This is a genomic window from Clostridium sp. (assembly GCF_040797585.1).
Taxonomy (GTDB): domain Bacteria; phylum Bacillota; class Clostridia; order Clostridiales; family Clostridiaceae; genus Clostridium_Z.
In genome coordinates, this window is record NZ_JBFNEO010000015.1 from 1 (window position 1) to 24,703 (window position 24,703).

Sequence of the window (24,703 nt, forward strand, 5' to 3'; positions counted from 1 at the left end):
AAATAAGACTTATGGATAAACCTCCTTATGGCTTATATGTAAAAAAAGCTATTGCTTTTATAGATGCTAGATATAGTGATGATATAACACTAGATGATATTTCTAAATATCTAAACATAAATAAATGTTATTTTTGTACAATACTTAAAAAAGAAACTGGAAAAACCTTTTCTAGACTTATGAATGAAATTAGAATAGAGAAGAGTAAAGAGTTGTTATCAAAAGATGATCTATCTATATTAGATATTGCTCTCTCTGTTGGATTTAATAATCAAAATTATTTTAGTTCTATATTTAAGAAATTAACTAATAAAACACCTGTTGAGTTTAGAACTGAAACTTTAACTAAAGTTATATCTTAGATTTATTTGTTTATCTTTTATAAAGAAATTATATATAAATTGTATTTAGTAAAATTATCAGTCGTAGTAATTATATCTCTATAATATATAATTTCTTTTTTATTGTTTTATCATTAATATTTAAAGTCATATATAATACATTACTTATTTAACCCCATACAGTCTTAAATAAAAAAGGCTTAACACCAGTATTTCCCTAGCGTTAAACCTAAAAATTTAAAAGCATTATTAAATAACTAAGTTATTTAATCACTTTGTTTTCTAACAATATGTTATTCTATAGGTCCATAAGTATCCTCATCTAAAATCATTAAAGCCCTTGTAAGCTCTTCTACATGTTCCTTTTCGTCCTTAGTTATGTCTTTTATAATTTTATTTATACACTGATCTTCTATAATCTCTGTTAAGCTATCATAAAGTATTATAGCTTCTAGTTCTGCTTTTATGGCTTCTCTTATAAAGACTAATATGTCATAATTACTAGCTTTTTTCTTATTATCTGTCTTGTGTTTTAGTTTACTCTTTATTACCACATGTTCTTTGGCCTCTTGTTGTAATTCTTCCTCTTCCTCATCAATTCTTCTTAAGGCCTCTAAAAACATACCATAATGTCTTTTCTCATCTTCCATTATATGATGAAATAGTTCTCTGACATCCTTGTTTTCTGTAACTCCTATAAAATGATCATAATCATTTATAGCCACTAATTCTGCTACCATACCTTCTCTTAGTAAGCTTTCTATGGACTTAGAAAGACCTTGGGGCTGCCTGTTAGTTGTGTAACTCATAATTATCTCCTATATTATTTATACAATAATATAGTATTATAAACTTCACATATATGTTCTTATATTCTCTACTATTATAATTTATATATAGATATAAGTTATGATTTTGTATTTTATATACTTTTTATATAAATATACATACTAAACAGCATATAAATTTATTTAATTTCTTAAGCCTCTTAATAACATAAGGGGATTTAGATCCTCTACACCATATTCCTTATCATTGCCCATTACTTTATTTATTATAATGCATTGAATTACTGACCAATACATACGTCCAAGTAAGTCATCCTTTCCCATTATAATCTTTCCCTCTTTCTGTCCTTCACAAATAAGTCTTTTAATAACTATAAGTATTTCATTTTCTTTTCTTAAAGTATACTTATCACAAGGCTTACTTTCTAATATGGATATTTGATGTAAAAAACATAAAATGAATAATCTATGGTCATTATTTATAATCCAATCAATTACCTCTTCTGTTAATGCCAATAGCCCTTGCCAGCCTCTAATCTTAGAAGTACTTATTATATAAGTTAATTCCTCACATACTTCTACAACTCTATTACTTACAGCTAAATATAAGTCCTCTTTAGAATTATAATAATGATACACTAGCCCTTGACTTATTCTACTCTTTTTAGCTATGTCAGATACTCTAGTGCCACTATACCCTTTTCTTGAAAATTCCCTTAAAGCAACATTAAGAATTTCTTCTCTTCTTCTATCTATTATATTACTACTATCTTTTATTACTTTTGCTTCCATAATTACTCCTTTATAAAAAAACTTTATTTAACTATGACTAAATTCTTCTATTAATAATGCTAACTAATATGATGTATTGAATGAAAATATAAATTATTGAAAGACCTAAATATAGCTTTTATACTTGAGAAACTTTACAGTTTTTAATTAAGCATTTAACTCCTCATAAATTTATAATCAAAAATAGTACCAAGATAGAGATTCTAATCTTGATACTATTTCTATTTATATAATACTTACCTATTTACTAAATATTTTTATAGTGGCATGAATCCTATTACTACCGCTGTAGCTACAAATATTGCAAATATACCTATAGCCCATTTAGCAACATATCTTTGCCACTCTCCCATATCTACATCTGTTAATTGTAGAAGTAGATATATAGAACCTACTAGTGGGCTTAATAAGTGGAATGCTTGTCCCATTAATGATGCTACCCCTATTTGTAAGCTACTGAATCCATATACTGCCCCAGTTTCTGCAAGAACAGGAAGTATTCCAAAATAGAACGCATCATTAGATAAGAAGAAGGTTCCTGGTATACTAATAATAGCTGTAATTAGTGGGAAATGTGATCCCATGGATTCTGGTATTATAGAAATAAGGTTTTCTGCTATAGCATCAGCCATACCTGACTCTGTTAATATTCCCATGAATACTCCAGCAGCAAGTACCATAACTACAACTTGAAGAGCATTACCTGCATGCATATCTATTAAGTCTCTTTGAGTCTTTATAGATGGATAGTTAATTAAAAGTGCTAATGCAGCTGCTACTAAGAATATTATAGAAGATGGTGCTACTTCTTTAATTAAAGCTACCATAACTAAAATAGTCATTATAAAGTTAACCCATAAAAGCTTTGGTCTCTTAAGCGCTAATTCTTCTTCACTTACTGTACTAGCCATCTCATCCATTGTCTTCTGATCAAGATGAGTGATTCCTAATTTCTTACGCTCACGTTTTCCAATATAATAAGCTACCCCTATAACATATAGAACTGCAAGGATCATAGCTGGAATAAATGGTGCCATGATTTCTTTAACATCAAGATTTAATACAGACATTACACGAGCGGTTGGACCACCCCAAGGAATTATATTCATTATAGAGTTCTGCATTATTAATATAGATGCTAATATAAGAGGATTAATTTTAAGTCTCTTATAAAGAGGAAGCATAGCAGATACAACTATCATTATAGTAGTTGATCCATCTCCATCTAAAGATACAACTGCTGACATTATAGCTGTTCCAACGATAACCTTTAGTGGGTCACCCTTGACAACCTTTACAATCCAGTTAACAAGAGGGTCAAATAATCCGACATTTATCATCAATCCAAAGTAAAGGATTGCAAATAATAGCATAACTGCTGTTGGGGCAAGACTTTTAACCCCTGTAAGTGCAAATTTTCCTAAATCAAGTCCAAATCCTCCAATAAGTCCGAATACAATAGGAGTTAATACAAGAGCTGTAAACGCTGTCATTCGTTTGCTCATGATTAATACCATAAAAGTGATTACCATTCCATATCCTAATATAGCTAACATAGAAAACACTCCTTTATAAATTTATGTATGATATTTAAAAATTTCTGTTGGCTTACTATGATTATATGATAATTTATTAACTTGTTCAAGGTTTTCGTTAACGATTTATCAAAAAAGCAATATAAAAATTATCATTCTTAAAATATGTTTAAAGAAATCTTAAAATATTCTTAAAAATAAGTTTCCAATATGAATTTTGAATTTTTATTTTTGGTAACTTAACTAATTAAATTTGAATTATATAAATTTAATTAACTTTTCTTATATAAACCTTAAAAAACCACGAAAATTCTAATAGAATTTTCGTGGTTTTTAGAGTTCTATATTCTTATTTTTACTAACTATTAATAATCCTTAAAACTTTTTCTATCGTCTCAGAAAGCTCAGAAAGTTCTATAGGTTTTGATATACGCCCATCAATATACTGATCAGTATCTATGTGAGAACTCTCCTCATCCATATACCCAGTCATCAGTATAACCCCTACATTATTTTCTATTTCTTTGACTTTTATAGCAAATTTATCACCTTTCATATTTGGCATTATATAATCAGTTATAACTAAATCAATTTTATTATGATTTGATTTAAACTTTTCTAAGGCTTTTATACTATTAGTTTCGCTTATAACCTTATATCCAAGATGTTCTAATGCCTTTTTTAGTACCTTAGTTATCCTTTCATTGTCATCTACTACTAATATCCTTTTGTTATCTTGTACTTGTTTTTTAGGAATATCGCTATATGTTATCTCTTCTGATTCACTAATAAGAGGTAAGTATACTATAAAAGAAGTTCCTACCCCTACTTGACTTTCCACTGTTATAGCTCCTTGATATTTGTCTATGATATTCTGCACCACAAAAAGCCCCAGTCCTGTTCCTTCTCCTATAGTCTTTGTTGTAAAGAAAGGATCGAATATTCTATTTTTTGTTTCTTCATCCATTCCGCATCCTGTATCCTCAATGGTAATCTCTACATAATCTCTTTCCTTATGAACTGACTTACAAAAGTCTTTGATTTCCGATCCTGAAATTGTATCTACATTAATTTTTATTTCCCCTTTACTCTCTCCCATAGCCTGATACGCATTTATACAAAGATTAAATATAATTTGATGCATCTGAGTAAAGTTTCCATTTATATATATACAATTATCCTTTATAATCTTTTTGATAAAAATATCTTTAGGTAAAATTGCCTTTAAAAGTTTAACTGCCTCATCCACTACATTATTAATATTAATTCTCTCTATTTTTACTATTCCATTCTCATGTCTACTAAAGGCTAATATCTGTTGTATTAAATCCTTACCTTTTTGAGATGCCTTAAATATCTCCTCAATCTCATCATAATATTCATTATTCTCATCTATCCTAATTAATAATAGCTCAGAGTATCCTAATATTGGAGTCAATAAATTATTTATATCATGGGCTATTCCTCCTGCTAAAGTTCCAATCATCTTTAATTTATGAGAATGATATAGTTCAGCCTCTTTTTTTCTTAAATTTTCAGAAGTCTCATTTAAGACTTTTAGATATTTTGTCTCTTTTTCTAGCTTGTCCTTATTTCTTTTCAATCTAAATATCTTAGATGTAAATATATATATTATAACGGCTATTAAAGTTGCTATTATAATAATTTTAATTAGAAATCTGTTTATAGGTCCTTGAATTTCATCATAAGACATGGTTAATGCAACAACCCAAAAATATTCACCTAATTTAACTGGTGCATAGGCATTTAGCTTTTTCACTCTTTTTAAAACGTTGTCTCCCCACCAATAAGAGTGATAAACAGCAGTTCCTTTATTTCCTGTAAGTTGATTACTTATAAGATCTTCAAGTTCCTCAAACTCTAGTTCTGGGTATACTTCCTTCCTTGATTCAATAACATCCATGCCTACTTGCTCCTTTACAGGATGCATTATTATAGTACCCTCTTGGTCCTTTACCATTGCATATCCTTTTTTACCTATCTTTACAGGATCAATCAATGTATCATAAATCCTATCAAGACTCATAGATATGGCAGCTACTCCCTTAACCTGATCTCCATGAAGTATTGGATCATATATATTTATTAAAAATTGATTTTTACTTTTATCTAAATATACTTCTCCTATATAACTCTTTTTTTTATTTATCACCTTACCTATTTCATCTTTAAGCTTAGTATTTATAGATTCTATCCCCCTTGGATATTGTTCTAAAATCTCCCCATTCTCACTTAATAGATAAACTGCTTCTATAAACTTTGACTCAGATTCGTAATAGGATTTAAGTCTTTCAATATTATTAGCCTTGTCTCCTTTAATAAAATCATTATCTAAAGTAATCACTTTAAGGCTATCTTGAATTCCGTTAATATAAAGTTGTATACTTTGTGATATGGCTTCTGAAATTTCTAACATATGCTCTTGTTGCTGACTTACAATAGTCATCCTGTGTTCATCATAAGTAAAATATGTAGTTATACAAAGGACTATTGCTAATATAGCATATATTCCTATTCTTACTTTTCTCTTTCCTAGGATTGCTGTATTTACTAATCTATTTAAGAATTTATTAATCAAGTTTAAACTCTCCTAAATCTATATTTAATATTTCAACACCTTATGTAAACCTTTTACCTCTAGTTTTAACAAAAAACAATGCTCACATATATTATGTAAACATTGCTTTATTGTTAAACAACTCAATATTAACCTAAATAGAAAATTCATAGCCTATTCCCCAAACGGTTTTAATATACTGGGGCTTATTTGGAACTTCCTCTATTTTATTTCTAATATACCTTATATAAACCATTACAGTGTTGTCATCAGGTATACTACCCTGCCATACATTCTGATATAATTCCTCTTTTGAAAACACTTGGTTTGGATGTTCCATAAAAAATTTCATAAGCTTTGCTTCTTTTGAATATAGCCTTATTTCTATATCATTTTTATAAAATTTATAGCTATTAAGGTCAAATTTGAATGGCCCATTAACTATAATATTAGTTCTAATGTCATCGTTTAAAATTTCTTTTCGTCTTTTAATCTGTGATTTTACCTGGGCACAAAGGACAGAAACACTAAAAGGCTTTGTTATATAACTGTCAGCACCTATACTTAATCCTTCTATAATATCCTTATCTTCTTTTTTACCGCTAAGGAATATAATAGGTAACACAAGGTCATACTGCCTAATATATTTAGCCACATCATACCCTGATATATGATCCATTAAAATATCTAAAATAACTAAATCAAACCTATACTTATTTATCATGTCAATAGCTTGTTTACCGTTTTCAGCCTGGTAAACAATCATGCCTTCTCCTATAAGAATTTTGCATACAAGCTTTCTTATAGATTCATCATCCTCTACAACAAGAATTTTTATCTTATCCATGTCTCCCCCATAAAATAACTTTAATATTAATAATAATTCCATTAGACAGTGGTGCATACATTATACTAAAAATTCAATCATATTATATCATATATACTCCGTACAAACTACATAACTCTAAGCTTATATTTTTTTAATTTTAACTATGAATTATTATGGAAAATTTTCTATATATAATAGGTAATTATTTTCTATCCGTTAATGAATCTTTTTTTAGCATTTTCCACATGTCTTCTAGCTAATGCTTCACTTAACTCCTCATCTCCAACTTCAATTGCCTCTAGAATCTCCTTATGTTCCTTTAAAGCTACTGTCTTGCTTTCATCACTATATAAGGATACTGTACGTAGCATTAATAAATATTCGTATATCTGCTGAATGCTTTTTATTAAATATTTATTCCTAGATGCATTTATTATTACCTCATTCCATCTACTATGAATGGATATAAATCTATCTGTATCTTTATTTATAAGAGCTTTCTCCATATCTTCAATTATGTCTCTAAGTTCTGATATCTCTTTTCTACTTATATTAATACAGCATAGTTTAGTAGCTAAACCTTCCATAATGGCTCTTAAATCATATATATCTAAGGCTTCTTCCTTAGGCATTCCTCTTACAATAGTTCCTTTTCTTGGCATATTATCTGCTAGTCCTTCTAATTCTAATTGTCTCAAAGCTTCTCTAACTGGAGTTCTACTAACACCCATAGCTTCCGCCACTGCTGTTTCAATTAGTCTATCTCCAGCCTTTAGTTTTCCTGAAAGAATAGAAACTCTTAAATTTTCTAGTACAATTTGTCTAATTGGTCTTATATCATTAGCATTAACTTTATTAAATAGATTATTCAAATTTTTTCTCTCCTTATGGTCGATCCTTCATTGCAAACAGTTATTATCCTCTTATATTTTAAATTTTTGCATTAGGCTATTTAGGTTTTCTGTTAGCCCTGTTAATCCTTCCGTAGCTGAAGTTATTTCACCTATTGCCGTTCCTTGATCAATAACTGCACTCGATATGAATTCTATATCATCTACTGTATTTAATGATGCTTTTTCAACTCCCTTTATAGATGATCCAATATTCTTACTACTTTCACTGACTGACTTTATGCTATCACATATATTAGATATTATTGATACTATATCATTATTGCTATAAGATATATTTTTAAAGGCCTCTTCTGCATCTTTAACTGATTTTACTCCAATATCTATTTTACTTAAAAATATATCCACTTCTTTAACAGTTATGTATGTATCACTTACTGTTTCTTTAATCAATCCACCTATATTTTCAGTGAATACTTGAGTTTGTTCTGATAATTGTTTTATAGACTGAGCTACCACTTGAAAACCTCTTCCCGCTTCCCCTGCTCTGGCTGCCTCTATGGAGGCATTTAATGAAAGTAAGTTTGTTTGCGTTGCTATTGAATTTATACTGTTTGTTAACTCTTCTATATGCTTTACTCTATCTTCTAGCCTACTTATAAAACCTTGAATTACTCTTGCCTCATTAAGAACATCTTCTATCTTACTAACAGCATCTTTAGAAATATCTTCTCCCTTTTCAGCCACTTCAGTAGCTATATTTAATTTATTTTCCATATTTATAGCTTCATTTTCTACATGCTCAATATTTCTAATGCTATCCCTTATATTAGAGGAAGCTTGTCTCATAAAATCAATTTCATCTTTCACCTTATCTCTTACTGATCTTACAGATTGAGAGGTTTCCTCGGAAATACTATATAACTCCTCTGTAGATGATGATAATTGTTCTGAAGATGAAGATAACTGTTCTGACTCTAACCCTATAGTCTTTATAACCTCTCTTAAACTTTCCCTCATAGTTAATATATTAGAGAATAGCTCACCAAACTCATCCCTTGATTCTATTTTAATATCTAATTCTCTTAAATCTTTATTAGCTATGTTATTTGTAATCTTCTTTAGCTTATGTATAGGTCTCACAATAGTTTTAGTGTAGAGAATAGAAATTATTATTGATATAACTACGAAGATAGTAGAAATTATTATAAAACTTTCCTTAAGCTTATCTAAATCTTTTAAGATCTCTGCTTCATCCATAGATAACCCAAAATATAAGGCATTATTATCAAGTATATTTATCTCAGATAATGTGGCTACCTCTTTATTTTTACTCTCATCATAATTATAAATCTTCTTATTAATATTATTTTCTCTATTATTCCAAATATATTTTAATCTCTCATCTTCACTAAGATCTTTTTCTATGGATTTACCTATGAGCTCCTCATTTTTTCCATCAGATATTACAACACCATTCTTATCAAACACAAAAGCAAATCCACTTTCTCTATGTTTAAACTTTTTAACTTCATTTTGAATAGTATCTAGCTTAAGAGTTCCATAGATTACTCCAATAGGATTAGTTTTATCATCTAGAACAGGTGTTGCAATTATTAAGGATAATTCTCCTGTTGTTCTTGAAGTCATGACATCAGATATTACTGTCTTTTTAGTTGAAATAGCATTTTTAAAATATTCTCTATCTGCTATACTGTCTTTTTCCCCTTTATAATTCCATCGAGTCCCTTCTATATTTGCAAAAGATATATTAGAAAATGTTTCTTTGTAAAAGTTATACGATTTATCTAACTCATATATTATTTTATCCATGTCATTTCCTTTAAAGGTATCTATTAATGTTAATGCCTCTATTTCCTCTATAGTTCTATTAAAGAAGTTTTCTATTCCACTTTGCTCTTTTTCAGAAACCTTTAATAACTCTCTATAGCTTAAATCAAGTATATTATCTCTAGAAAACATATATCCAATAATAGATATTGATATTAAAGAAATTATAACAATGGATGATACAACTAAAATCATTTTATTCTTTAATTTCATATCTCTCATATATTTATACTCCATTGATTTATTATTTTTATTTAATAAGCACTACTTAAATAAAGTAGTGCTTATCTATAATTTTAAAACTGAAGGGGTCTTATATAAACTTTTGTGTTAATTTAGACTTTGTATAACATATGTTTTTATTTTATAACTGCTATTAGATCTCCTATATTTACTGTATCTCCCTTAGCAACTCCTACAGCAGCTATTTCTCCACTAACTGGAGCAACTATTTCATTTTCCATCTTCATCGCTTCTAATACAGCAACTACGTCTCCCTTATTAATAGTTTGTCCAACTTGTACCTTAACATCTAACATAGCTCCTGGCATTGGTACTTCTACCTTATGTCCTCCACTAACATTTTGAGGTGCTGCTGCCTTTGGCGCTTCATTTGCAGGTGCTGGAGCAGGAGCCGCCGGTGCTGGTGCCGCTACTGGTGCTGCTTGTACTGGAACCTCTATTGCTCTATCACTATTTGTTACTTCAACTTCAACCTCATAAACCTTATTGTTTAACTTTATCTTATATATTTTCATTGAAACCATCTCCCTTATAATCTATTATCCTATTTGTCTTATGCTCTTTACTTTTATTGTTGATTCCTTACTTCCTTCACTAGCATCCATCATAGCAGCAAGTATTGCAACTAACTTATCTTCATCTGCTAAATCTGCCTCTGTAACTCTTTCCTCTGAATATGCTATATTACTCGGAGTTACATTATTGTTATTATAAGTATTAGTTGTAGCTTGTCCACTAATTTTTTCTTCATTATTTGCCACTTTTGTATCTTTTAACGTTTCTATCATTGATTTAATTGCATTTAGAATACTAAATCCTAGTATAACTAAAACTACCATTAAACCTATCTTTATATATTCTATTGTGTTACTTGCATCCATTCTATCACCACCTTAAATAAGTCCAGTTATGTAGGCTACTTCTACAGTGTCTTTAACTTCTTCCTTATCTCCATTCTCCCTCTTATCAAAGAAAGGTTTTGCAACCTGTGGGAATAAAGCATAGGATAGAACATCTTCATCACTCTTAGCTAAATCGCCTATTTCATTTTTATATATATGAAAGGATGGCTCTAAATCATCTGCTGGTCTATGAGTTATAACATCACTTTCTCCTATTATTAATTTTCTTATTTCATCACTAATAGGTGCCGGACTCTTTCCATAAAGTCCTTTAACATAATCTTTTATTTCTTTAGGTACCATTTTATATCTTTGTCCAGCAATAGTATTCATAACTGCTTGAGTTCCAACCATCTGACTTAAAGGTGTAACTAATGGAGGGAATCCTAAGTCTGCTCTTACTTTTGGAACTTCTCTTAAAACTTCCTCATACTTATCAGCTGCACCAGCAGCCTCAAGTTGTGATAAAAGGTTAGATAGCATTCCACCTGGAACTTGATATTGTATTGTCATAGGCTCTGTATCCATAACCTGTGGTTTCAATATTCCATTCTTTCTATACTTCTCTTTTATAGGCTTAAAGTAATTTGCTATTTCCTTTAGCTTTTCTATATCTAACTTAGGATCTCTTTTACTATCCTTAAGTAGCATTGCCATAACTTCAGTAGCAGGTTGAGATGTACCTCCTGAGAAAGGTGATATAGCAGTATCGATTATATCCACCCCTGCCTCTACCGCAACTGTATAAAGGATTTCTGCAATTCCGCTAGTACAGTGAGTATGTATCTCTAAAGGTAGATCAACCTCTTTCTTTAGTCTTTTTATAAGAACTTTTGCATCCTCTGGCATTAGTATTCCTGCCATGTCTTTTATACATATAGAATGTACTCCTAAGTTCTTCATTTCCTTAGCAATACCTACATAGTACTCAACAGTGTGAACTTCAGAAGTTGTATAAGATATAGCTCCTTGGCAATGACCATTGTACTTATTTATACTCTTTATAGATGTCTCAAGATTTCTTAAGTCATTTAAAGCATCAAAAACTCTTATGATATCTATACCATTCTCTATTGATTTCTTTACAAATAAATCAACTACATCATCTGAGTAATGCTTATATCCTAAAAGGTTTTGTCCTCTTAAAAGCATTTGAAGCTTTGTATTTTTTACTCTTTTTCTTATTTCTCTTAATCTTTCCCATGGGTCTTCATTTAAGTATCTAAGACACGCATCGAAGGTTGCCCCTCCCCATACTTCCATAGAGTAATATCCAACTTGGTCCATAGTTTCTAATATTGGTAATATCTCTTCTGTTGTTAATCTAGTTGCTATAAGGGATTGATGTCCGTCTCTTAAAGAAGTTTCCGTTATTTTTAAATTTGTCATATAAGTTTCTCCTTTAAAAACATTTTGCTTATATATTTAAAACTACTAATATTTATATTATTTTACTTTGTGAACCACATCTATTACTGTTCCATCTCTGTATTCAACTACACCAACAATCTCATCACTAAACTCTATTTTCTCTGGCTTTCCTGTGAAGCTTTCTGCTAAATTCTTTAATTCTTCTATTTCCATTAACGGTAAGTTTGTTTCCTTTAACTTTTCTAGAAGATCTGTTCTCTTTGGATTTACTGCTACTCCTCTTTCAGTTACTACAACATCAATGTTATCTCCTGGAGTTATTACAGTTGTAACATTATCAACTATTATAGGTATTCTCTTTCTTAAAAGTGGTGCCACTGCTACTGTTAACTTTGATCCCGCTGCAGTATCAGGATGACCTCCTATTGCCCCCATAATAAGTCCTGTAGATCCTGTGAGAACATTTACATTGAAGTTAACATCAATTTCTGTAGCTGATAACATCATTATATCTAGTTGATGAGCAACACATCCCTTGTTATGTGGGTTTGCATACATAGATGCACTCATTTCTATGTGATTTGGATTTCTCTTCATAGAACTTGCTGCCGCTGCATCAAATGTTTGAGTATCAAGTAAAGTCTTAAATAATCCTTCTTCTAGGAAGTCTACAAGAGTTGAAGTTATTCCACCAGAAGCAAAAGATCCTACTATATTATTCTCTAACATATATTCTCTTAAAAATCTTGCTACTGCTAAAGATGCTCCTCCACTACCTGCTTGGAATGAAAATCCTTCCTTTACAAGTCCTGATGCTTTTAAAACCTCAGCTGCATATTCTGCAATTAAAAGTTCTGTTGGGCTTTTAGTTATTCTTGTAGCACCAGTAGATATCTTAGATGGATCACCTATCTCATCTACAACAACTACATAATCTACTAATGTCTGATTTATGCTTGCAGGATATAGAGGATAGTCCACTAGATTATCAGTTATAGCTACTACTTTATCAGCATACTGTGCATCTACCATAGCATATCCCATAGCTCCAAAGGATGACTTTCCTTCTTTACCATTCATGTTTCCTTGATTATCACAAGCTGGAGCTGCTATAAATGCTACATCTATTTTCTCATCTCCTGATTCTATTGCTCTTGCACGTCCTCCATGGCTTCTAAAAACTATTGGTTTTCCTAATATATTATTTATTGAAGTTTCTTTTCCAAGAGCTCCTCTAAGACCACTTGTGCATATACCTGTAACCACACCTGACTTTACATGCTCAAGTAATGGTTCATGAGCTCCTGTTAAAGAAGATGCAAAAACTTTTATATCTTTTATTCCAAGGGCTGCTATCTCATCCATTACCATATTTAGAACATAATCTCCACCTCTTAGGTGATGATGAAAGGAAACTGTCATTTCATCCTTTAATCCTACTTTTTCTATAGCTTCTCTTATACTTTCTGATAACTTATTCTGTGATTTTACAGAAAAGCTTTTTAAAGGTCCATGTACCCTACCTGTTGGATTTACTTCTTCCTTGAAGTCTCCCATGTAAGGTTTAACTTCTCCATATCCTTCTATAAACTTAGGTAACTTTTTTCCTAAGGCATTAACCACATATTCCATTAAAATCCCTCCTCTTAAATAACTCCTGCACCTTTTGCTAGGCTTATTACTCTCTCTGCCTTTTGAATAACTGGAATATCTACCATCTTTCCTCTTACGGTTATAACTCCAATTCCTTTTTCATCTGCTTCTTTTGCTGCTTCTATTATTTCAAGAGATTTTTCTATTTCTTCTTTAGTAGGTGTAAACACATTATGAGCTAATTTTACCTGTGCTGGATGTATGCAAGACTTTCCTGAGAAACCTAGAGTTTTAGCATCTCTTACCTCTTTCTCAAAACCTTCCATATCACTAACATCAGCGAATACTGTATCTATTGAATCTACTCCTGCTACATTAGCAGCTAGTACTATATATCCTCTCGCCCATTGAAGCTCTAGAGCACTCTTAGTTCTATCTACTCCTAAAGTTCTTGTGAAATCTTCTGCTCCAATTGATATAGCAACTACTCTATCACTAGCTTGTGCTATTTCAAGAGCATTTAATACTCCCTTTGGAGTTTCTATAGCTGCTTGTATCTTTATAGATCTTTCTTCTCTTCCATGTTCTTTTTCAAGAGAAGTTAATAATTCATCTAACTCTATTATATTTTCCTTAGTTTCAGTCATAGGAAGTCTTATGTTCTTAACCCCAGCTTTTACAAGCTCTTCTACATCTTTTCTTCCAAACTCAGTATATAGTGCATTTATTCTTACAAAAACTTCGCAGTTACCATAATTCACAGTCTTTAGTGCCTCACAAAGTAAATCTCTAGCACTGTCCTTTTCTGAATATGCTACTGCATCCTCAAGGTCGAATACTATGCAATCTGGTGCGTATACAGGTGCATTAACTAACATCTTAGGATCGCTGGCAGGACAGAATAACATTGATCTTCTAAGTCTTTTACTCATTACTTATCCCCCCTTGCTCTCTTTATGGCAGTCTTAACCCTTGCTCTAATCACAAAGTCTAATGCTCCAAAATCTTCTAGTTTAAAGCTAGCATTCTTAACATTCATCTCTTCTGCTACTTCTCTAACCACATTCTCTATTTGTTTTCCGAATAGAGCCTTATTCTTACTTTTTAAGTCTACTAAAATGTTATCCTCATAAGATAAATCTACTGTTACTAAAACATCATCAGCCTTGTCACTTCCTGCAACAGCTATCATAACAAAAACCTCCCATAGAATTAAATTTTATCCCTTGGATAAATTCCAAGGTCTATTTATAATGAATAACTCACTTTAGCTGTCTAAAACTCATTGTTTTTAAATTTATAAAATGCTAAAGTTCCTCCTTGAAAGTAATATTTATATATTTTAAAACACTATTTTAGCTTGGCTATTTATAGTGAGTTTAACTATTAATAATTCAATCTCATGATTTTAAAATACTCATGCTTTACATACAATCTTACTCTTTTGTATACAATATAACATTTTTGTATACCTTTGTCCAATGGTTTCTTTTCGACTTTTTATGATAATTTATGTCATTTTCTCAAAATTACTTTTCCCATTTTCTCTACGTGTTATTATATAAATCCAATTAATTGAAAATTTTCTACAAAGAATATTTTTTTATTTAGGGATTTTAAGGTTTTTAATAAAAATTCCTACTTCTATATGCGCTTACTTTAGATAATATTTTGAAAATTAAAAAATAAATTTCATGATAAAAAGGTTTTGACATTTTTCTGTTAGTGTTATAAAATGATTTTGAAATCGATACAGTTTTAAAAATCTTTTATAAAAAACGTAATATTATTACTCATTTGTTAATATTAAAGGGGAGTAACTAGCATGATTTCATGGGGATATGTCAACAAACGATTGAAAAATCTGGCTTATTCTGAAAATGTGAGACCTTTAGGATAGCCTATATAAGCTATGCTAATGGTCTTTTTTATTAAAAATTTTTATACAAATCAAAGGAGGATTCATTTCATGGATGTATTAATTCAAGGTATTACCTCTATTACCCTAGGCCAAATAGCAATGTGGGGAATAGGTGGATTACTAATCTACTTAGCAATTGCAAAAGACTTTGAACCAGCTCTACTTTTACCAATGGGATTTGGAGCTATAATGGCTAACATACCAATGTCTGGAGCAGTAACTCATATTGTAGAAGGTACCCCTGTAGAAGGAGTACTTGACGTATTATTTAGTGCAGGTATAGCTACAGAACTATTCCCTTTACTAATATTTATTGGTATAGGAGCTATGATTGACTTTGGACCAATTCTTCAAAATCCATTTATGCTTTTATTTGGTGCTGCAGCTCAGTTTGGAATATTCTTTACTATATGTGTAGCTGCAATATTCGGTTTCTCTATAAGAGAAGCTGCTTCTATAGGAATAATAGGTGCTGCTGACGGTCCAACCTCTATATACGTTGCCAATAAATTTGCTAAAGATTTATTAGGACCTATATCCATCGCTGCATATTCTTATATGGCTTTAGTTCCTGTTATACAACCTTTTGCTATAAAGCTTGTAACAACTAAGGAAGAAAGAAAAATAAGAATGCATTATAAAGCTGAAGGTGTATCAAAAGCTACTAGAATAATATTCCCTATAGCTTTAACTCTCTTAACTGGTATGGTTGCTCCAAATGCTGTTCCTCTAGTAGGATTCTTAATGTTTGGTAACCTTCTTCGTGAGTGTGGTGTTCTTGATAGACTATCAAATACTGCACAAAATGAACTTGTAAACATAATAACTATACTTTTAGGTATAACTATCGCAACTACTATGCAAGCGGATAAATTCTTAAATGTAAAGACTGGATTAATAATAGGTATGGGTCTTATAGCATTTATATTTGATACTATCGGTGGAGTATTATTTGCTAAATTACTAAACTTATTTAGAAAAGAAAAGATTAATCCTATGGTAGGTGCTGCCGGTATTTCTGCCTTCCCAATGTCTGCTAGAGTTATTCAAAAGATGGCTCAAAAGGAAGATAATCAAAACTTTATACTAATGTTTGCCGTCGGAGCTAACGTAGCAGGTCAAATTGCCTCTGTAATAGCCGGTGGTCTAATACTTATGCTAGTAAAGTAGGAGGGATATATTATGAATTTTAATAGTTTACAAGAAACAATTCCTTTAATGATCCAAGGTATGGGTGGAATATTCGTAGTTGTAATGCTCATATATGCTCTTATGAAAGCATTAATTAAAATTTTTCCTCCAAAGGCTTAAATAATAAAGAGTGTAAAACATGGATATCATGTTTTACACTCTTTTATTATATTATCCTAATCTTTTATATGTTTATTATTTATTATATGGAATTATATTTTAGGTAAGAAAATCATCTTACTCTCTAGTTGCACTTCAAACTCAATAACCTATTTAAATTAATAATACTAAATAAAATCTATACATAATTCCATAATATTTTATATGTATCTATGATAAATATATAAAGAGACAACTTTACCATCATTCTTCACAAAAGCCTTTGGTATCTCACCAATTCTTTTGAACTCTAAACTTTCCCAAAGATAAACCGCACCTATATTAGTGGAAATTACCGCATTAAATTGTATTGCTTTGAAATTCAGCTTCTTTGCCATCTCTATTGAATGTTTCCCAAGTTCTCTCCCAACTCCAAATCCTCGATAATTTTTATGAATCCCATAGGTTGCATTAGCTATATGCCCCCCTCTTCCCATAAAATTAGGATGTAGTATATAGAATCCAATAACCTCATCCTTATCATTTACTCCACAATAAACAGCACTTTGATTTTCTAACATTTTTTCTATTTCCTCAGTTGAAAATTCCTCATCATACATATAGCTTTCTCCATCATCTACGATTGAGTTCCATATATTTTTTATAGAATTTATATCCCTTTTTTCATACTTTCTAATTTTAAAACTTATCATTGATATGTCTCCTTTATCTTAATATTTTCTTATTTTTATTAAATTAGCTTGTTCCGCTATTTACCTCCTAATATAAAAATCATGAAATAAGTAGTATAGATTGTTTAAGCTTATAAAGTATAAAGAACTATCTACTTCATATTTAGATAGTTCTTTTAATGATCTTACCTATATTTATATTTTATATTAATATCAAAAATTTTCTTTTCCTAAATCTATTTTATTCTTATCCACTTCTCGGATTTTCCTTCTATATCCTAATGGAGTAATTTTTTCTTGTAGGGTAAATATTCTGGTAAAGGAAGAGTGATGATTATATCCTACCTCTTGAGCGATTCGGATAATGCTTAGATCAGTATTGCTTAAAAGCTCCTTACCTTTTTTGATTCTTAATCTTTGTATGTATTCAATAGGAGTCATATTCATATTCTTTTTGAACCATTCACTGTAGTAAGTAGTATTATAATGTTCAATATTAGCTAGGGTATGTAAATTAATATCTTTACTAAAATTCTCTTCTATATATTTAATAGAACTGGATATCTTTCCTTCAAACATAAAAGAACTAAAATAATTAAATAACTTAACTATTCCTTCACTATTAGCATTCCTTAGTTCCTTTAATATTAAAAATCTAACAGCTTCCAATCTTTCATCTATACTACACTCCATACCCTCATTAAATTTATATATCTTATTATCTATCATATACTCTGGTATATCCAAAACTAAAAATTCATTAGGTTTATGTGACTTAAATCCATGTAAACTATCTGGTGGGAGAAAAAATAAGCTTTTTTCATTAAGGTCAAATTTTTTATTTTTAGTTTCAATATTTAATACCCCTTTTAAGGGAAGTATAAGTTGTGCAAATGAGTGAGTATGTGTAGTTAAAATATCATTATAAACCCTGCACTCACAAGTTATCCCCTTCATTAAAAATCCTCCTTAATAGTTAAACTATTTTTTATCAAACCTGAAATTAAACTGCATAATTATGTATATTAATATTATAATATACCTTTGAAATCTCTAGTACTATTTCATAATCATTAAAAGCTATTTTTTCTAATTAAATCATATCCTCCTTGAAATTATACATGCTCAATCTATTATCCTCTGATTTCTTAATATATAAGTTATGCATCCTCAGCTTTTCAACATATATAGGTCATAACTTTAGTATTCAATGATTTATTCCACGCCTTCCTAGCATTTATATAAAAACTTTAATATAATATTTTTATAGTGAATATTTATTATTCAAAATTTTGTATTTAGAGGGTTGATATAATGTTTGAGAATTTATACAAAGAATTATTACTTAAGGTTAATGAGGGTAACCAATGTGTAATGTTAACTTATCTTGATTTACATAGTGATAGAAATGGTTCAATAGAGAATAAAGTTCTCTTAACTAAAGAGGATTTAGAAAAAAAATCTATCGGTCTTAATGATAAGGTTTACCAAGCTGCACTTACTTCATTAGATACTGGAAAAGTTGAAACTGTTGATTTAGAGGAGAGAAAATCTATTTTAGTTGAACCTTTCTTCCCTAAACCTCGTTTATTTGTATTTGGTGGTGGTCACATAGCTAAACCTTTAGTGGAATTTAGCTCTAGAGTTGGATTTTCTGTGACTCTTATAGATGATAGACCAACCTTTGCTAATAGCGGTCGTTTTCCTGAAGCTGAAAAAGTTATTTGTGACAGCTTTGAGAACTCCTTTAATTTAATTGATTTTAGAAAATCTGATTTTGTAGTTATAGTAACAAGAGGTCATAGACATGATGGACTAGTTTTACGTCATGTATTAAATTACGATCTTAGCTATGTTGGTATGATAGGCTCAAAGCGTAGGGTACGTGGTATGATGAATGAACTATTAGAAGAAGGTTTTTCTAAGGAAAAATTAGATTTAGTTAATTCTCCTATTGGACTTGATATAGGTGCTATTACTCCAGATGAAATAGCTATATCCATAATATCTGAGCTTATTAGTTTTAAAAATAAAGGTGTAATTAATAAACTAGGTAAAAACTTCTCCTTTCCTGATTTCGATAAAGAAGTTGCCATAGAAATATCTGAGAAGTCTGAAATGCCAAAGGCTCTTATAACTATATTATCCTCTAAAGGTTCTGTTCCTAGAAAAGCAGGAGCTAAGATGATAGCTTATTTTGATGGCAGAACCTTAGGAAGTATAGGTGGTGGTTGCAGTGAAGCTGCAGTATTAACCAATGCAAGAGGAGTCATGATAGATAAAGGATTTTTAATCCAGCATGTAGATATGACAGGAGTTGTGGCAGAAGCTCAAGGAATGGTATGTGGTGGGGTTATGGAAGTTCTTGTGGAGTCTTTTTAAAACGTTTATATTTCAGTAATAGAACTTAATAAAAATTGTACACTAAAAACATAGAAAATACAGTATTATTAGCGCTAATAATACTGTATTTTCTATATTTTTTTATATATCAAAATATAAATATACTAAACTCATAAAAGAAGTAATGAGCTAGCAATGTACATTGTTTGAAATATTTACATTACTCATTAAACTCCTTAGTTCTATAACAGTATCATTTTAGTCTCCTCTCTGTTATACTTGTTCTCATACCAAAAGAATGAGAGAGGTGTTTTTTATAAATACAAATTACAAGAAAATAGAAAACAAGTATGAGATTAAAGGAGATATTGCTTTAATTTCATTATTAAAAAAGAATGGTTCAGAGCTTACAGTAAAAATAGACTTTGATGATATAGAAAAAGTTAAAGCTATGGGCATTTGGTTTGCTGAATGGCATAAAGACTTTAATAACTACATAATTCAGAATATAAGTTTAACTAAAACTAATAAAAAAGGTAAACCACTAAAACAAAATTTACAAAGTGTAATTTTAAATACTAATACTAAAGCTCCTATTAGACATATAAATGGAGATACTTTAGACAATAGAAAATGCAACCTAGAAATAGTTGAAAGAAACACTAAAAATGATTATGAAATTTTAGATGAAAACACGATTTCTATAATTTTAAGAAATAAAACTGGTAAGGCTATATCTAAAGCTCTAATATCTAAAGAAGATTTACATAAAGTAATCACTGATGAGTATAGTTGGGTAGAACATAAAATCCATGGAAATCTTTGTGTTGTAGCTAATACTCCGAATGGAAGAATTCACTTAGATAGAATAATTATGAATCCTGGTGATAATGAAACTATTCATCATATTAATCTTAATCCATTAGACAATAGAAGAAACAACTTAGAGACTGTTGAAATTTAATCTTTTATAATAAATAAAATAACACCAAAATCTTCACTAAGAGTTAATACTTTGGTGTTTTATTCAGTAATTATATAGAACTCATCTAACCTTCAGAGGGTGTTCTTTCCATCATCTGAAGGTTAGATGTGTTAATCTATGGGCGCAGCAACTGTTATGCCACACCTTTTAAGGAGATGGAAGTGTTACAAGCTAGTAGCCATCAGATAAAACTTTAATACTTTTTACCTACTTGAAAAAATATAATCCTATTACCCTCCTTATTAAAGATACATTTAACAATTTTACCCTGTAATAATATTGTATATTTAGAAAATATATGGTAATATGATTTAAAAGCTTAATAAAACTATAGGCGAAAGGAGTGATTTTTTTTATGCAAAAGTTATATGAGGTGATTTTAAACTAATTGCATATGGGTTCAAAGGTTTTTAAAAGGGATTTATTATTCCCTTTATTTATCATGCCTTTTGAACAATCTTGATTTAACCTTTTAGCCTTAATAGTAGATGGTAGGGTACACGGTACAGGTTAACGTGTATTTTTTGTGTTCAAATATTAAGTGTCCCACAGTAGGTTAGTCTTACTGTGGGATTTTTATATTCTTTTATTTAAAACTTCATATGACTTCACTTAAAACTCATATTGAGCTTTATAATAATATTTATTTTACTAAGCTTAAAACTTAATCTTAAATTTTATAAATAAAAACTTTATATATTAAAAATAAAGAATTTTAAGCTTTAGAAAGAAAAGGAGATTTTATGAGTTTAGAAAAGTTAGGTTGGGACATATACTTTAAAAATAATTTTAGGCCTTATTTAGAAAAAGATTTTTATGCTGGAAGAGTTATATCTCAGCATAAAGGAAACTATGTTGTATATTCAGAAGATGGTATTTTAAAAGGAAAATTAAGTGGTAGGTTTATGCATAATGCAGATGTTAAAAAAGATTACCCCACTGTTGGTGATTGGGTTGTAATTAAAACTATCAATGATAAAGAAGTTATAATACATGATATTTTGCCAAGGAAAAGTTATTTTTCTCGTAAGCTTACAATCTCTGGAGGAAGAAAAGTTAGAAATGGTATAGTGGTAGGTGGACATATAGAAGAACAGATTATAGGGTCAAATATAGATACTGCCTTTATCGTAATTGGTGCAGATGATAACTTTAATGTGCAAAGAATTGAAAGATATATTACTCTAGTTCGTAGCAGCAAAGTATTACCTGTAATTCTTCTAAATAAATGTGATCTTTGCAAAGATATACCTCAATATATAAAAAGTATAGAAGCCATTGCTCATGATATAGATATTCATGCCATAAGTGTTCTAGATAAAATTAATATGAATATATTTCGCCAGTATTTATGCCTTGGTAAAACCCTTGTATTTCTTGGCTCCTCTGGAGTTGGAAAGTCTTCAATTATTAACTATCTATTTGGAGATGAAAGGCAGAGAACAAATTCAGTAAGTGATTCTAATAAAAAGGGGAAACATACAACAACAAGTCCTCAGCTTTTCCTTCACCAGTCTGGTTGTATGTTAATAGACACTCCTGGTCTTAGGGAACTTCAATTATGGGCAGATGAAGATATTCTTGAAGAAAGTTTTAAAGACATTTATTCTCTAATAGAAAAATGTAAGTATAGAGATTGCGCCCATGAAAAAGAACCAGGTTGCGCAATTAAAGCAGCTATAGAATCAGGAGAGCTAAGTATTAAAAGGTTTGAAAGCTATAAATCTCAGCTAAAAGAGTTAAAAGTATTACAAGAAAATAGAAGTTCTTATTATAGTAATAGAAAAAGTAAATATACTAAAAAAATATAAAGTGAGGTTATGTGTATTGTTAAAATTGAAGTATTTATTTGATAATAAGTATCTTGCCCTAATGCTACTTGAAAATTGGGATTATGATAAAACTGAATCTAGCTATTTAAAATTCTTTAGGATTTCATCTAATGCTATTTATATATTTAAAAATAATGGAGAAAATATCTTTCTTAGATTTACTCCCTCTGAAGAAAAATCTAAAGATAGTATAATGGCTGAACTTGAATTCTTAAGTTATTTAAGAAACAATGGCTATCCTGCTGTTGATACTCTATTGTCAAAATCAGGAAAAGAAATCGAAGTAGTAGATACACCTTGGGGAATATACTATGCTGTGGCTTTCAAGGAAGTTCCTGGTGAATTATTAATTAGACTATCATTAACAGAAGATATTATGTTTGGCTACGGTAAATCACTAGGTAAACTCCATAAACTATGCAGTAAATATATCCCTTCTCAAAATAAACGTAATGATTGGAAGGATTCTATAAAGTGGATGGAGGATATTTTATCTAATTTTCCAGATGAGACTTCAGCTAGAAATGAACTTTATATATTAAAGAACTATTTCTTAAGCCTCCCTTATACTAAAGAAAACTTTGGTCTTATTCATTATGACTTTGAAACAGACAATGTATTTTATAATGAAGTTACAAATACCTATCATCCTATAGATTTTGATGATGGATTATATCACTGGTATGTAATGGATGTAGTACAAGCAATAGAATCTATTAAAGACACTATTGAAGAAGAACATGTAGATTCTTTTTTAGAAAAATTTATTTCTGGATATAGCACAGAATATGATATTCCTGATGATATGATTAATTTATTTCCTATTTTCAGAAGATATGCTGACTTATATAGTTATGTCCGTGTGATTCATTCTCTAAGAGATAAGTGGAATAATGAGCCTAAATGGATGGTAACCTTAAGAATTAGATTAAATAATTTCTTAAGTAAAGCCAAAAATAACTTTGGTAATCCTATTTAATGTTAAGTAAATTTACATGTTGTGCTAGTTAAAAGTTCTTTACTGTATTAAAACATGATTTTTAAAGCTATCAATTAAGACTAAACACCTTAACTAGCATAATGTGTTAAAATATATAGCTTATAAACAAGCTATGTTTCTATATTAAAACTTAACAAAAATTATTTCATTAAAAACCATATGAGATATAGAATTATCATTGCTAATACTATATTTTCTATGGTTTTCATATGCCAAAATATAGGTGTACTGGATTCATAAAAGAAGTAACGAGCTATTAATGTACATGTTGGTAATTCTTATATCAATGTATAAATTATAATCTAAGAGTAATAATAAACATATTAAATTATAATTTAAGAGGTGATATAAATGGCTCATACTTTACCAGATTTACCTTATGCATATAATGCTTTAGAGCCTCATTATGATGAAGCTACTTTAAAAATTCACCATGATCTTCATCATAAGGCTTATGTAGATGGATTAAATAATGCAGAGACTAAAATTGAAGAATGTAGAAGAACAGGAGACTATTCCTTAATTAAACACTATGAAAGGGAATTAGCTTTCCATGGAGCTGGACACATATTACATACTTTATTTTGGGAAAACATGACTCCTAATAGTGTAGATCCTAAGGATGAAATATTAAACCAAATAAATAAAGACTTTGGAAGTTATGAAACCTTCAAAAAAGAATTTACTGCAGCGGCAGTAGCGGTAGAAGGTTCTGGATGGTGTATTTTATGTTGGAACTGCTTATTTGAAAAATTAGTAATCTTAACAGCTGAGAAGCATCAAGACTTAACTCAGTGGGCTGTTAAACCTATACTAATTCTAGATGTTTGGGAGCATGCATATTATTTAAAATATCAAAACAAGAGAGCAGCTTTCGTAGATGCTTGGTGGAATATAGCAAACTGGGATGTTGTAAATCAAAGATTTAAATGCGCTTCTAAAAAATAAATAATACACCTTTAAAGG

At 29.9% G+C, this 24,703-nt stretch carries 23 protein-coding genes; 8 read left to right on the top strand and 15 right to left on the bottom strand.

What is annotated here, in order from left to right; genetic code table 11:
* Positions 1–362 (top strand): helix-turn-helix domain-containing protein (locus AB2369_RS01925; protein ID WP_367664784.1); only part of this gene is annotated, 362 nt, incomplete at its 5' end.
* A 272-nt stretch (positions 363–634) separates the two neighbouring features.
* Here the strand turns inward: AB2369_RS01925 and AB2369_RS01930 are convergent.
* The 13 genes from AB2369_RS01930 to citD all read right to left on the bottom strand — a co-directional run bounded on the left by AB2369_RS01930 (position 635) and on the right by citD (position 14,866).
* The gene (locus tag AB2369_RS01930; RefSeq protein WP_367664785.1) at positions 635–1,150 is read right to left on the bottom strand and encodes a ferritin family protein; all 516 of its coding nucleotides are present in this window, start codon (positions 1,148–1,150) and stop codon (positions 635–637) included.
* Positions 1,151–1,312: 162 nt separating this feature from the next.
* The gene (locus tag AB2369_RS01935) at positions 1,313–1,921 is read right to left on the bottom strand and encodes a TetR/AcrR family transcriptional regulator (RefSeq protein WP_367664786.1); all 609 of its coding nucleotides are present in this window, start codon (positions 1,919–1,921) and stop codon (positions 1,313–1,315) included.
* 257 nt (positions 1,922–2,178) lie between these two features.
* Positions 2,179–3,477 carry a CitMHS family transporter gene (locus AB2369_RS01940; protein WP_367664787.1) on the bottom strand — a complete coding sequence of 433 codons (1,299 nt, stop codon included), beginning with the start codon at positions 3,475–3,477 and terminating at the stop codon, positions 2,179–2,181.
* A gap of 337 nt (positions 3,478–3,814) precedes the next feature.
* Positions 3,815–6,055, bottom strand: coding sequence for an ATP-binding protein (locus AB2369_RS01945; RefSeq protein WP_367664788.1), 2,241 nt, complete (start codon positions 6,053–6,055; stop codon positions 3,815–3,817).
* Positions 6,056–6,188: 133 nt separating this feature from the next.
* Positions 6,189–6,881: a response regulator transcription factor gene (locus AB2369_RS01950; RefSeq protein ID WP_367664789.1), complete on the bottom strand. Its 693-nt coding sequence runs from the start codon at positions 6,879–6,881 to the stop codon at positions 6,189–6,191.
* A gap of 191 nt (positions 6,882–7,072) precedes the next feature.
* The gene (locus tag AB2369_RS01955; RefSeq protein WP_367664790.1) at positions 7,073–7,735 is read right to left on the bottom strand and encodes a GntR family transcriptional regulator; all 663 of its coding nucleotides are present in this window, start codon (positions 7,733–7,735) and stop codon (positions 7,073–7,075) included.
* A gap of 51 nt (positions 7,736–7,786) precedes the next feature.
* Complete coding sequence (locus AB2369_RS01960) at positions 7,787–9,787, bottom strand: methyl-accepting chemotaxis protein (protein WP_367664791.1); 2,001 nt, start codon at positions 9,785–9,787, stop codon at positions 7,787–7,789.
* 137 nt (positions 9,788–9,924) lie between these two features.
* Positions 9,925–10,323: a biotin/lipoyl-containing protein gene (locus AB2369_RS01965; RefSeq protein WP_367664792.1), complete on the bottom strand. Its 399-nt coding sequence runs from the start codon at positions 10,321–10,323 to the stop codon at positions 9,925–9,927.
* A 24-nt stretch (positions 10,324–10,347) separates the two neighbouring features.
* On the bottom strand, positions 10,348–10,689 hold the full coding sequence (locus AB2369_RS01970; protein WP_367664793.1) for a hypothetical protein: 342 nt from the start codon (positions 10,687–10,689) through the stop codon (positions 10,348–10,350).
* A gap of 12 nt (positions 10,690–10,701) precedes the next feature.
* Positions 10,702–12,099, bottom strand: a complete 1,398-nt coding sequence (locus tag AB2369_RS01975; RefSeq protein ID WP_367664794.1) for an oxaloacetate decarboxylase subunit alpha — start codon at positions 12,097–12,099, stop codon at positions 10,702–10,704.
* 57 nt (positions 12,100–12,156) lie between these two features.
* The gene (citF, locus tag AB2369_RS01980) at positions 12,157–13,713 is read right to left on the bottom strand and encodes a citrate lyase subunit alpha (RefSeq protein WP_367664795.1); all 1,557 of its coding nucleotides are present in this window, start codon (positions 13,711–13,713) and stop codon (positions 12,157–12,159) included.
* Between the two features lie 14 nt (positions 13,714–13,727).
* A complete protein-coding gene (locus AB2369_RS01985; protein ID WP_367664796.1) occupies positions 13,728–14,606 on the bottom strand; it encodes a CoA ester lyase in 879 nt (292 codons plus the stop codon).
* On the bottom strand, positions 14,606–14,866 hold the full coding sequence (citD, locus tag AB2369_RS01990; protein ID WP_367664797.1) for a citrate lyase acyl carrier protein: 261 nt from the start codon (positions 14,864–14,866) through the stop codon (positions 14,606–14,608). Before citD ends, AB2369_RS01985 begins: the two co-directional genes overlap by 1 nt.
* Positions 14,867–15,643: 777 nt before the next feature.
* Here citD and AB2369_RS01995 point away from each other — a divergent pair.
* Complete coding sequence (locus tag AB2369_RS01995) at positions 15,644–16,765, top strand: sodium ion-translocating decarboxylase subunit beta (protein WP_367664798.1); 1,122 nt, start codon at positions 15,644–15,646, stop codon at positions 16,763–16,765.
* A 12-nt stretch (positions 16,766–16,777) separates the two neighbouring features.
* Positions 16,778–16,906: an OadG-related small transporter subunit gene (locus AB2369_RS02000; RefSeq protein ID WP_367664799.1), complete on the top strand. Its 129-nt coding sequence runs from the start codon at positions 16,778–16,780 to the stop codon at positions 16,904–16,906.
* Positions 16,907–17,106: 200 nt separating this feature from the next.
* Here the strand turns inward: AB2369_RS02000 and AB2369_RS02005 are convergent, their stop codons facing one another.
* Entirely contained in the window at positions 17,107–17,598 is a 492-nt protein-coding gene (locus AB2369_RS02005; protein ID WP_367664800.1) for an N-acetyltransferase family protein, read from the bottom strand.
* Positions 17,599–17,790: 192 nt separating this feature from the next.
* Entirely contained in the window at positions 17,791–18,534 is a 744-nt protein-coding gene (locus AB2369_RS02010; RefSeq protein ID WP_367664801.1) for an AraC family transcriptional regulator, read from the bottom strand.
* 357 nt (positions 18,535–18,891) lie between these two features.
* On the opposite strand from AB2369_RS02010, the gene AB2369_RS02015 reads away from it, so the two are divergent.
* From AB2369_RS02015 to AB2369_RS02035, 5 genes are all read left to right on the top strand, one after another.
* Positions 18,892–19,959, top strand: coding sequence for an XdhC family protein (locus AB2369_RS02015; protein ID WP_367664802.1), 1,068 nt, complete (start codon positions 18,892–18,894; stop codon positions 19,957–19,959).
* A 259-nt stretch (positions 19,960–20,218) separates the two neighbouring features.
* Complete coding sequence (locus AB2369_RS02020) at positions 20,219–20,884, top strand: hypothetical protein (protein ID WP_367664803.1); 666 nt, start codon at positions 20,219–20,221, stop codon at positions 20,882–20,884.
* Positions 20,885–21,648: 764 nt separating this feature from the next.
* On the top strand, positions 21,649–22,716 hold the full coding sequence (gene rsgA / locus AB2369_RS02025) for a ribosome small subunit-dependent GTPase A (RefSeq protein WP_367664804.1): 1,068 nt from the start codon (positions 21,649–21,651) through the stop codon (positions 22,714–22,716).
* A gap of 16 nt (positions 22,717–22,732) precedes the next feature.
* Positions 22,733–23,716, top strand: a complete 984-nt coding sequence (locus tag AB2369_RS02030) for a phosphotransferase enzyme family protein (protein ID WP_367664805.1) — start codon at positions 22,733–22,735, stop codon at positions 23,714–23,716.
* Between the two features lie 372 nt (positions 23,717–24,088).
* Complete coding sequence (locus tag AB2369_RS02035) at positions 24,089–24,685, top strand: superoxide dismutase (RefSeq protein ID WP_367664806.1); 597 nt, start codon at positions 24,089–24,091, stop codon at positions 24,683–24,685.
* Positions 24,686–24,703: the final 18 nt, after the last annotated feature.

Bases quoted from the DNA above. Each gene is read 5' to 3' on its own strand.
- AB2369_RS02020 (WP_367664803.1), top strand. From the start codon at position 20,219: ATGAGAGAGGTGTTTTTTATAAATACAAATTACAAGAAAATAGAAAAC.
- AB2369_RS01935 (WP_367664786.1), bottom strand. From the start codon at position 1,921: ATGGAAGCAAAAGTAATAAAAGATAGTAGTAATATAATAGATAGAAGA.
- AB2369_RS02000 (WP_367664799.1), top strand. From the start codon at position 16,778: ATGAATTTTAATAGTTTACAAGAAACAATTCCTTTAATGATCCAAGGT.
- AB2369_RS01930 (WP_367664785.1), bottom strand. From the start codon at position 1,150: ATGAGTTACACAACTAACAGGCAGCCCCAAGGTCTTTCTAAGTCCATA.
- AB2369_RS02035 (WP_367664806.1), top strand. From the start codon at position 24,089: ATGGCTCATACTTTACCAGATTTACCTTATGCATATAATGCTTTAGAG.
- AB2369_RS02015 (WP_367664802.1), top strand. From the start codon at position 18,892: ATGTTTGAGAATTTATACAAAGAATTATTACTTAAGGTTAATGAGGGT.
- citF (WP_367664795.1), bottom strand. From the start codon at position 13,713: ATGGAATATGTGGTTAATGCCTTAGGAAAAAAGTTACCTAAGTTTATA.
- AB2369_RS01940 (WP_367664787.1), bottom strand. From the start codon at position 3,477: ATGTTAGCTATATTAGGATATGGAATGGTAATCACTTTTATGGTATTA.
- AB2369_RS01950 (WP_367664789.1), bottom strand. From the start codon at position 6,881: ATGGATAAGATAAAAATTCTTGTTGTAGAGGATGATGAATCTATAAGA.
- AB2369_RS02010 (WP_367664801.1), bottom strand. From the start codon at position 18,534: ATGAAGGGGATAACTTGTGAGTGCAGGGTTTATAATGATATTTTAACT.
- AB2369_RS01970 (WP_367664793.1), bottom strand. From the start codon at position 10,689: ATGGATGCAAGTAACACAATAGAATATATAAAGATAGGTTTAATGGTA.
- AB2369_RS01960 (WP_367664791.1), bottom strand. From the start codon at position 9,787: ATGAGAGATATGAAATTAAAGAATAAAATGATTTTAGTTGTATCATCC.
- AB2369_RS01985 (WP_367664796.1), bottom strand. From the start codon at position 14,606: ATGAGTAAAAGACTTAGAAGATCAATGTTATTCTGTCCTGCCAGCGAT.
- rsgA (WP_367664804.1), top strand. From the start codon at position 21,649: ATGAGTTTAGAAAAGTTAGGTTGGGACATATACTTTAAAAATAATTTT.
- AB2369_RS01965 (WP_367664792.1), bottom strand. From the start codon at position 10,323: ATGAAAATATATAAGATAAAGTTAAACAATAAGGTTTATGAGGTTGAA.
- AB2369_RS01975 (WP_367664794.1), bottom strand. From the start codon at position 12,099: ATGACAAATTTAAAAATAACGGAAACTTCTTTAAGAGACGGACATCAA.
- AB2369_RS01995 (WP_367664798.1), top strand. From the start codon at position 15,644: ATGGATGTATTAATTCAAGGTATTACCTCTATTACCCTAGGCCAAATA.
- AB2369_RS02005 (WP_367664800.1), bottom strand. From the start codon at position 17,598: ATGATAAGTTTTAAAATTAGAAAGTATGAAAAAAGGGATATAAATTCT.
- citD (WP_367664797.1), bottom strand. From the start codon at position 14,866: ATGATAGCTGTTGCAGGAAGTGACAAGGCTGATGATGTTTTAGTAACA.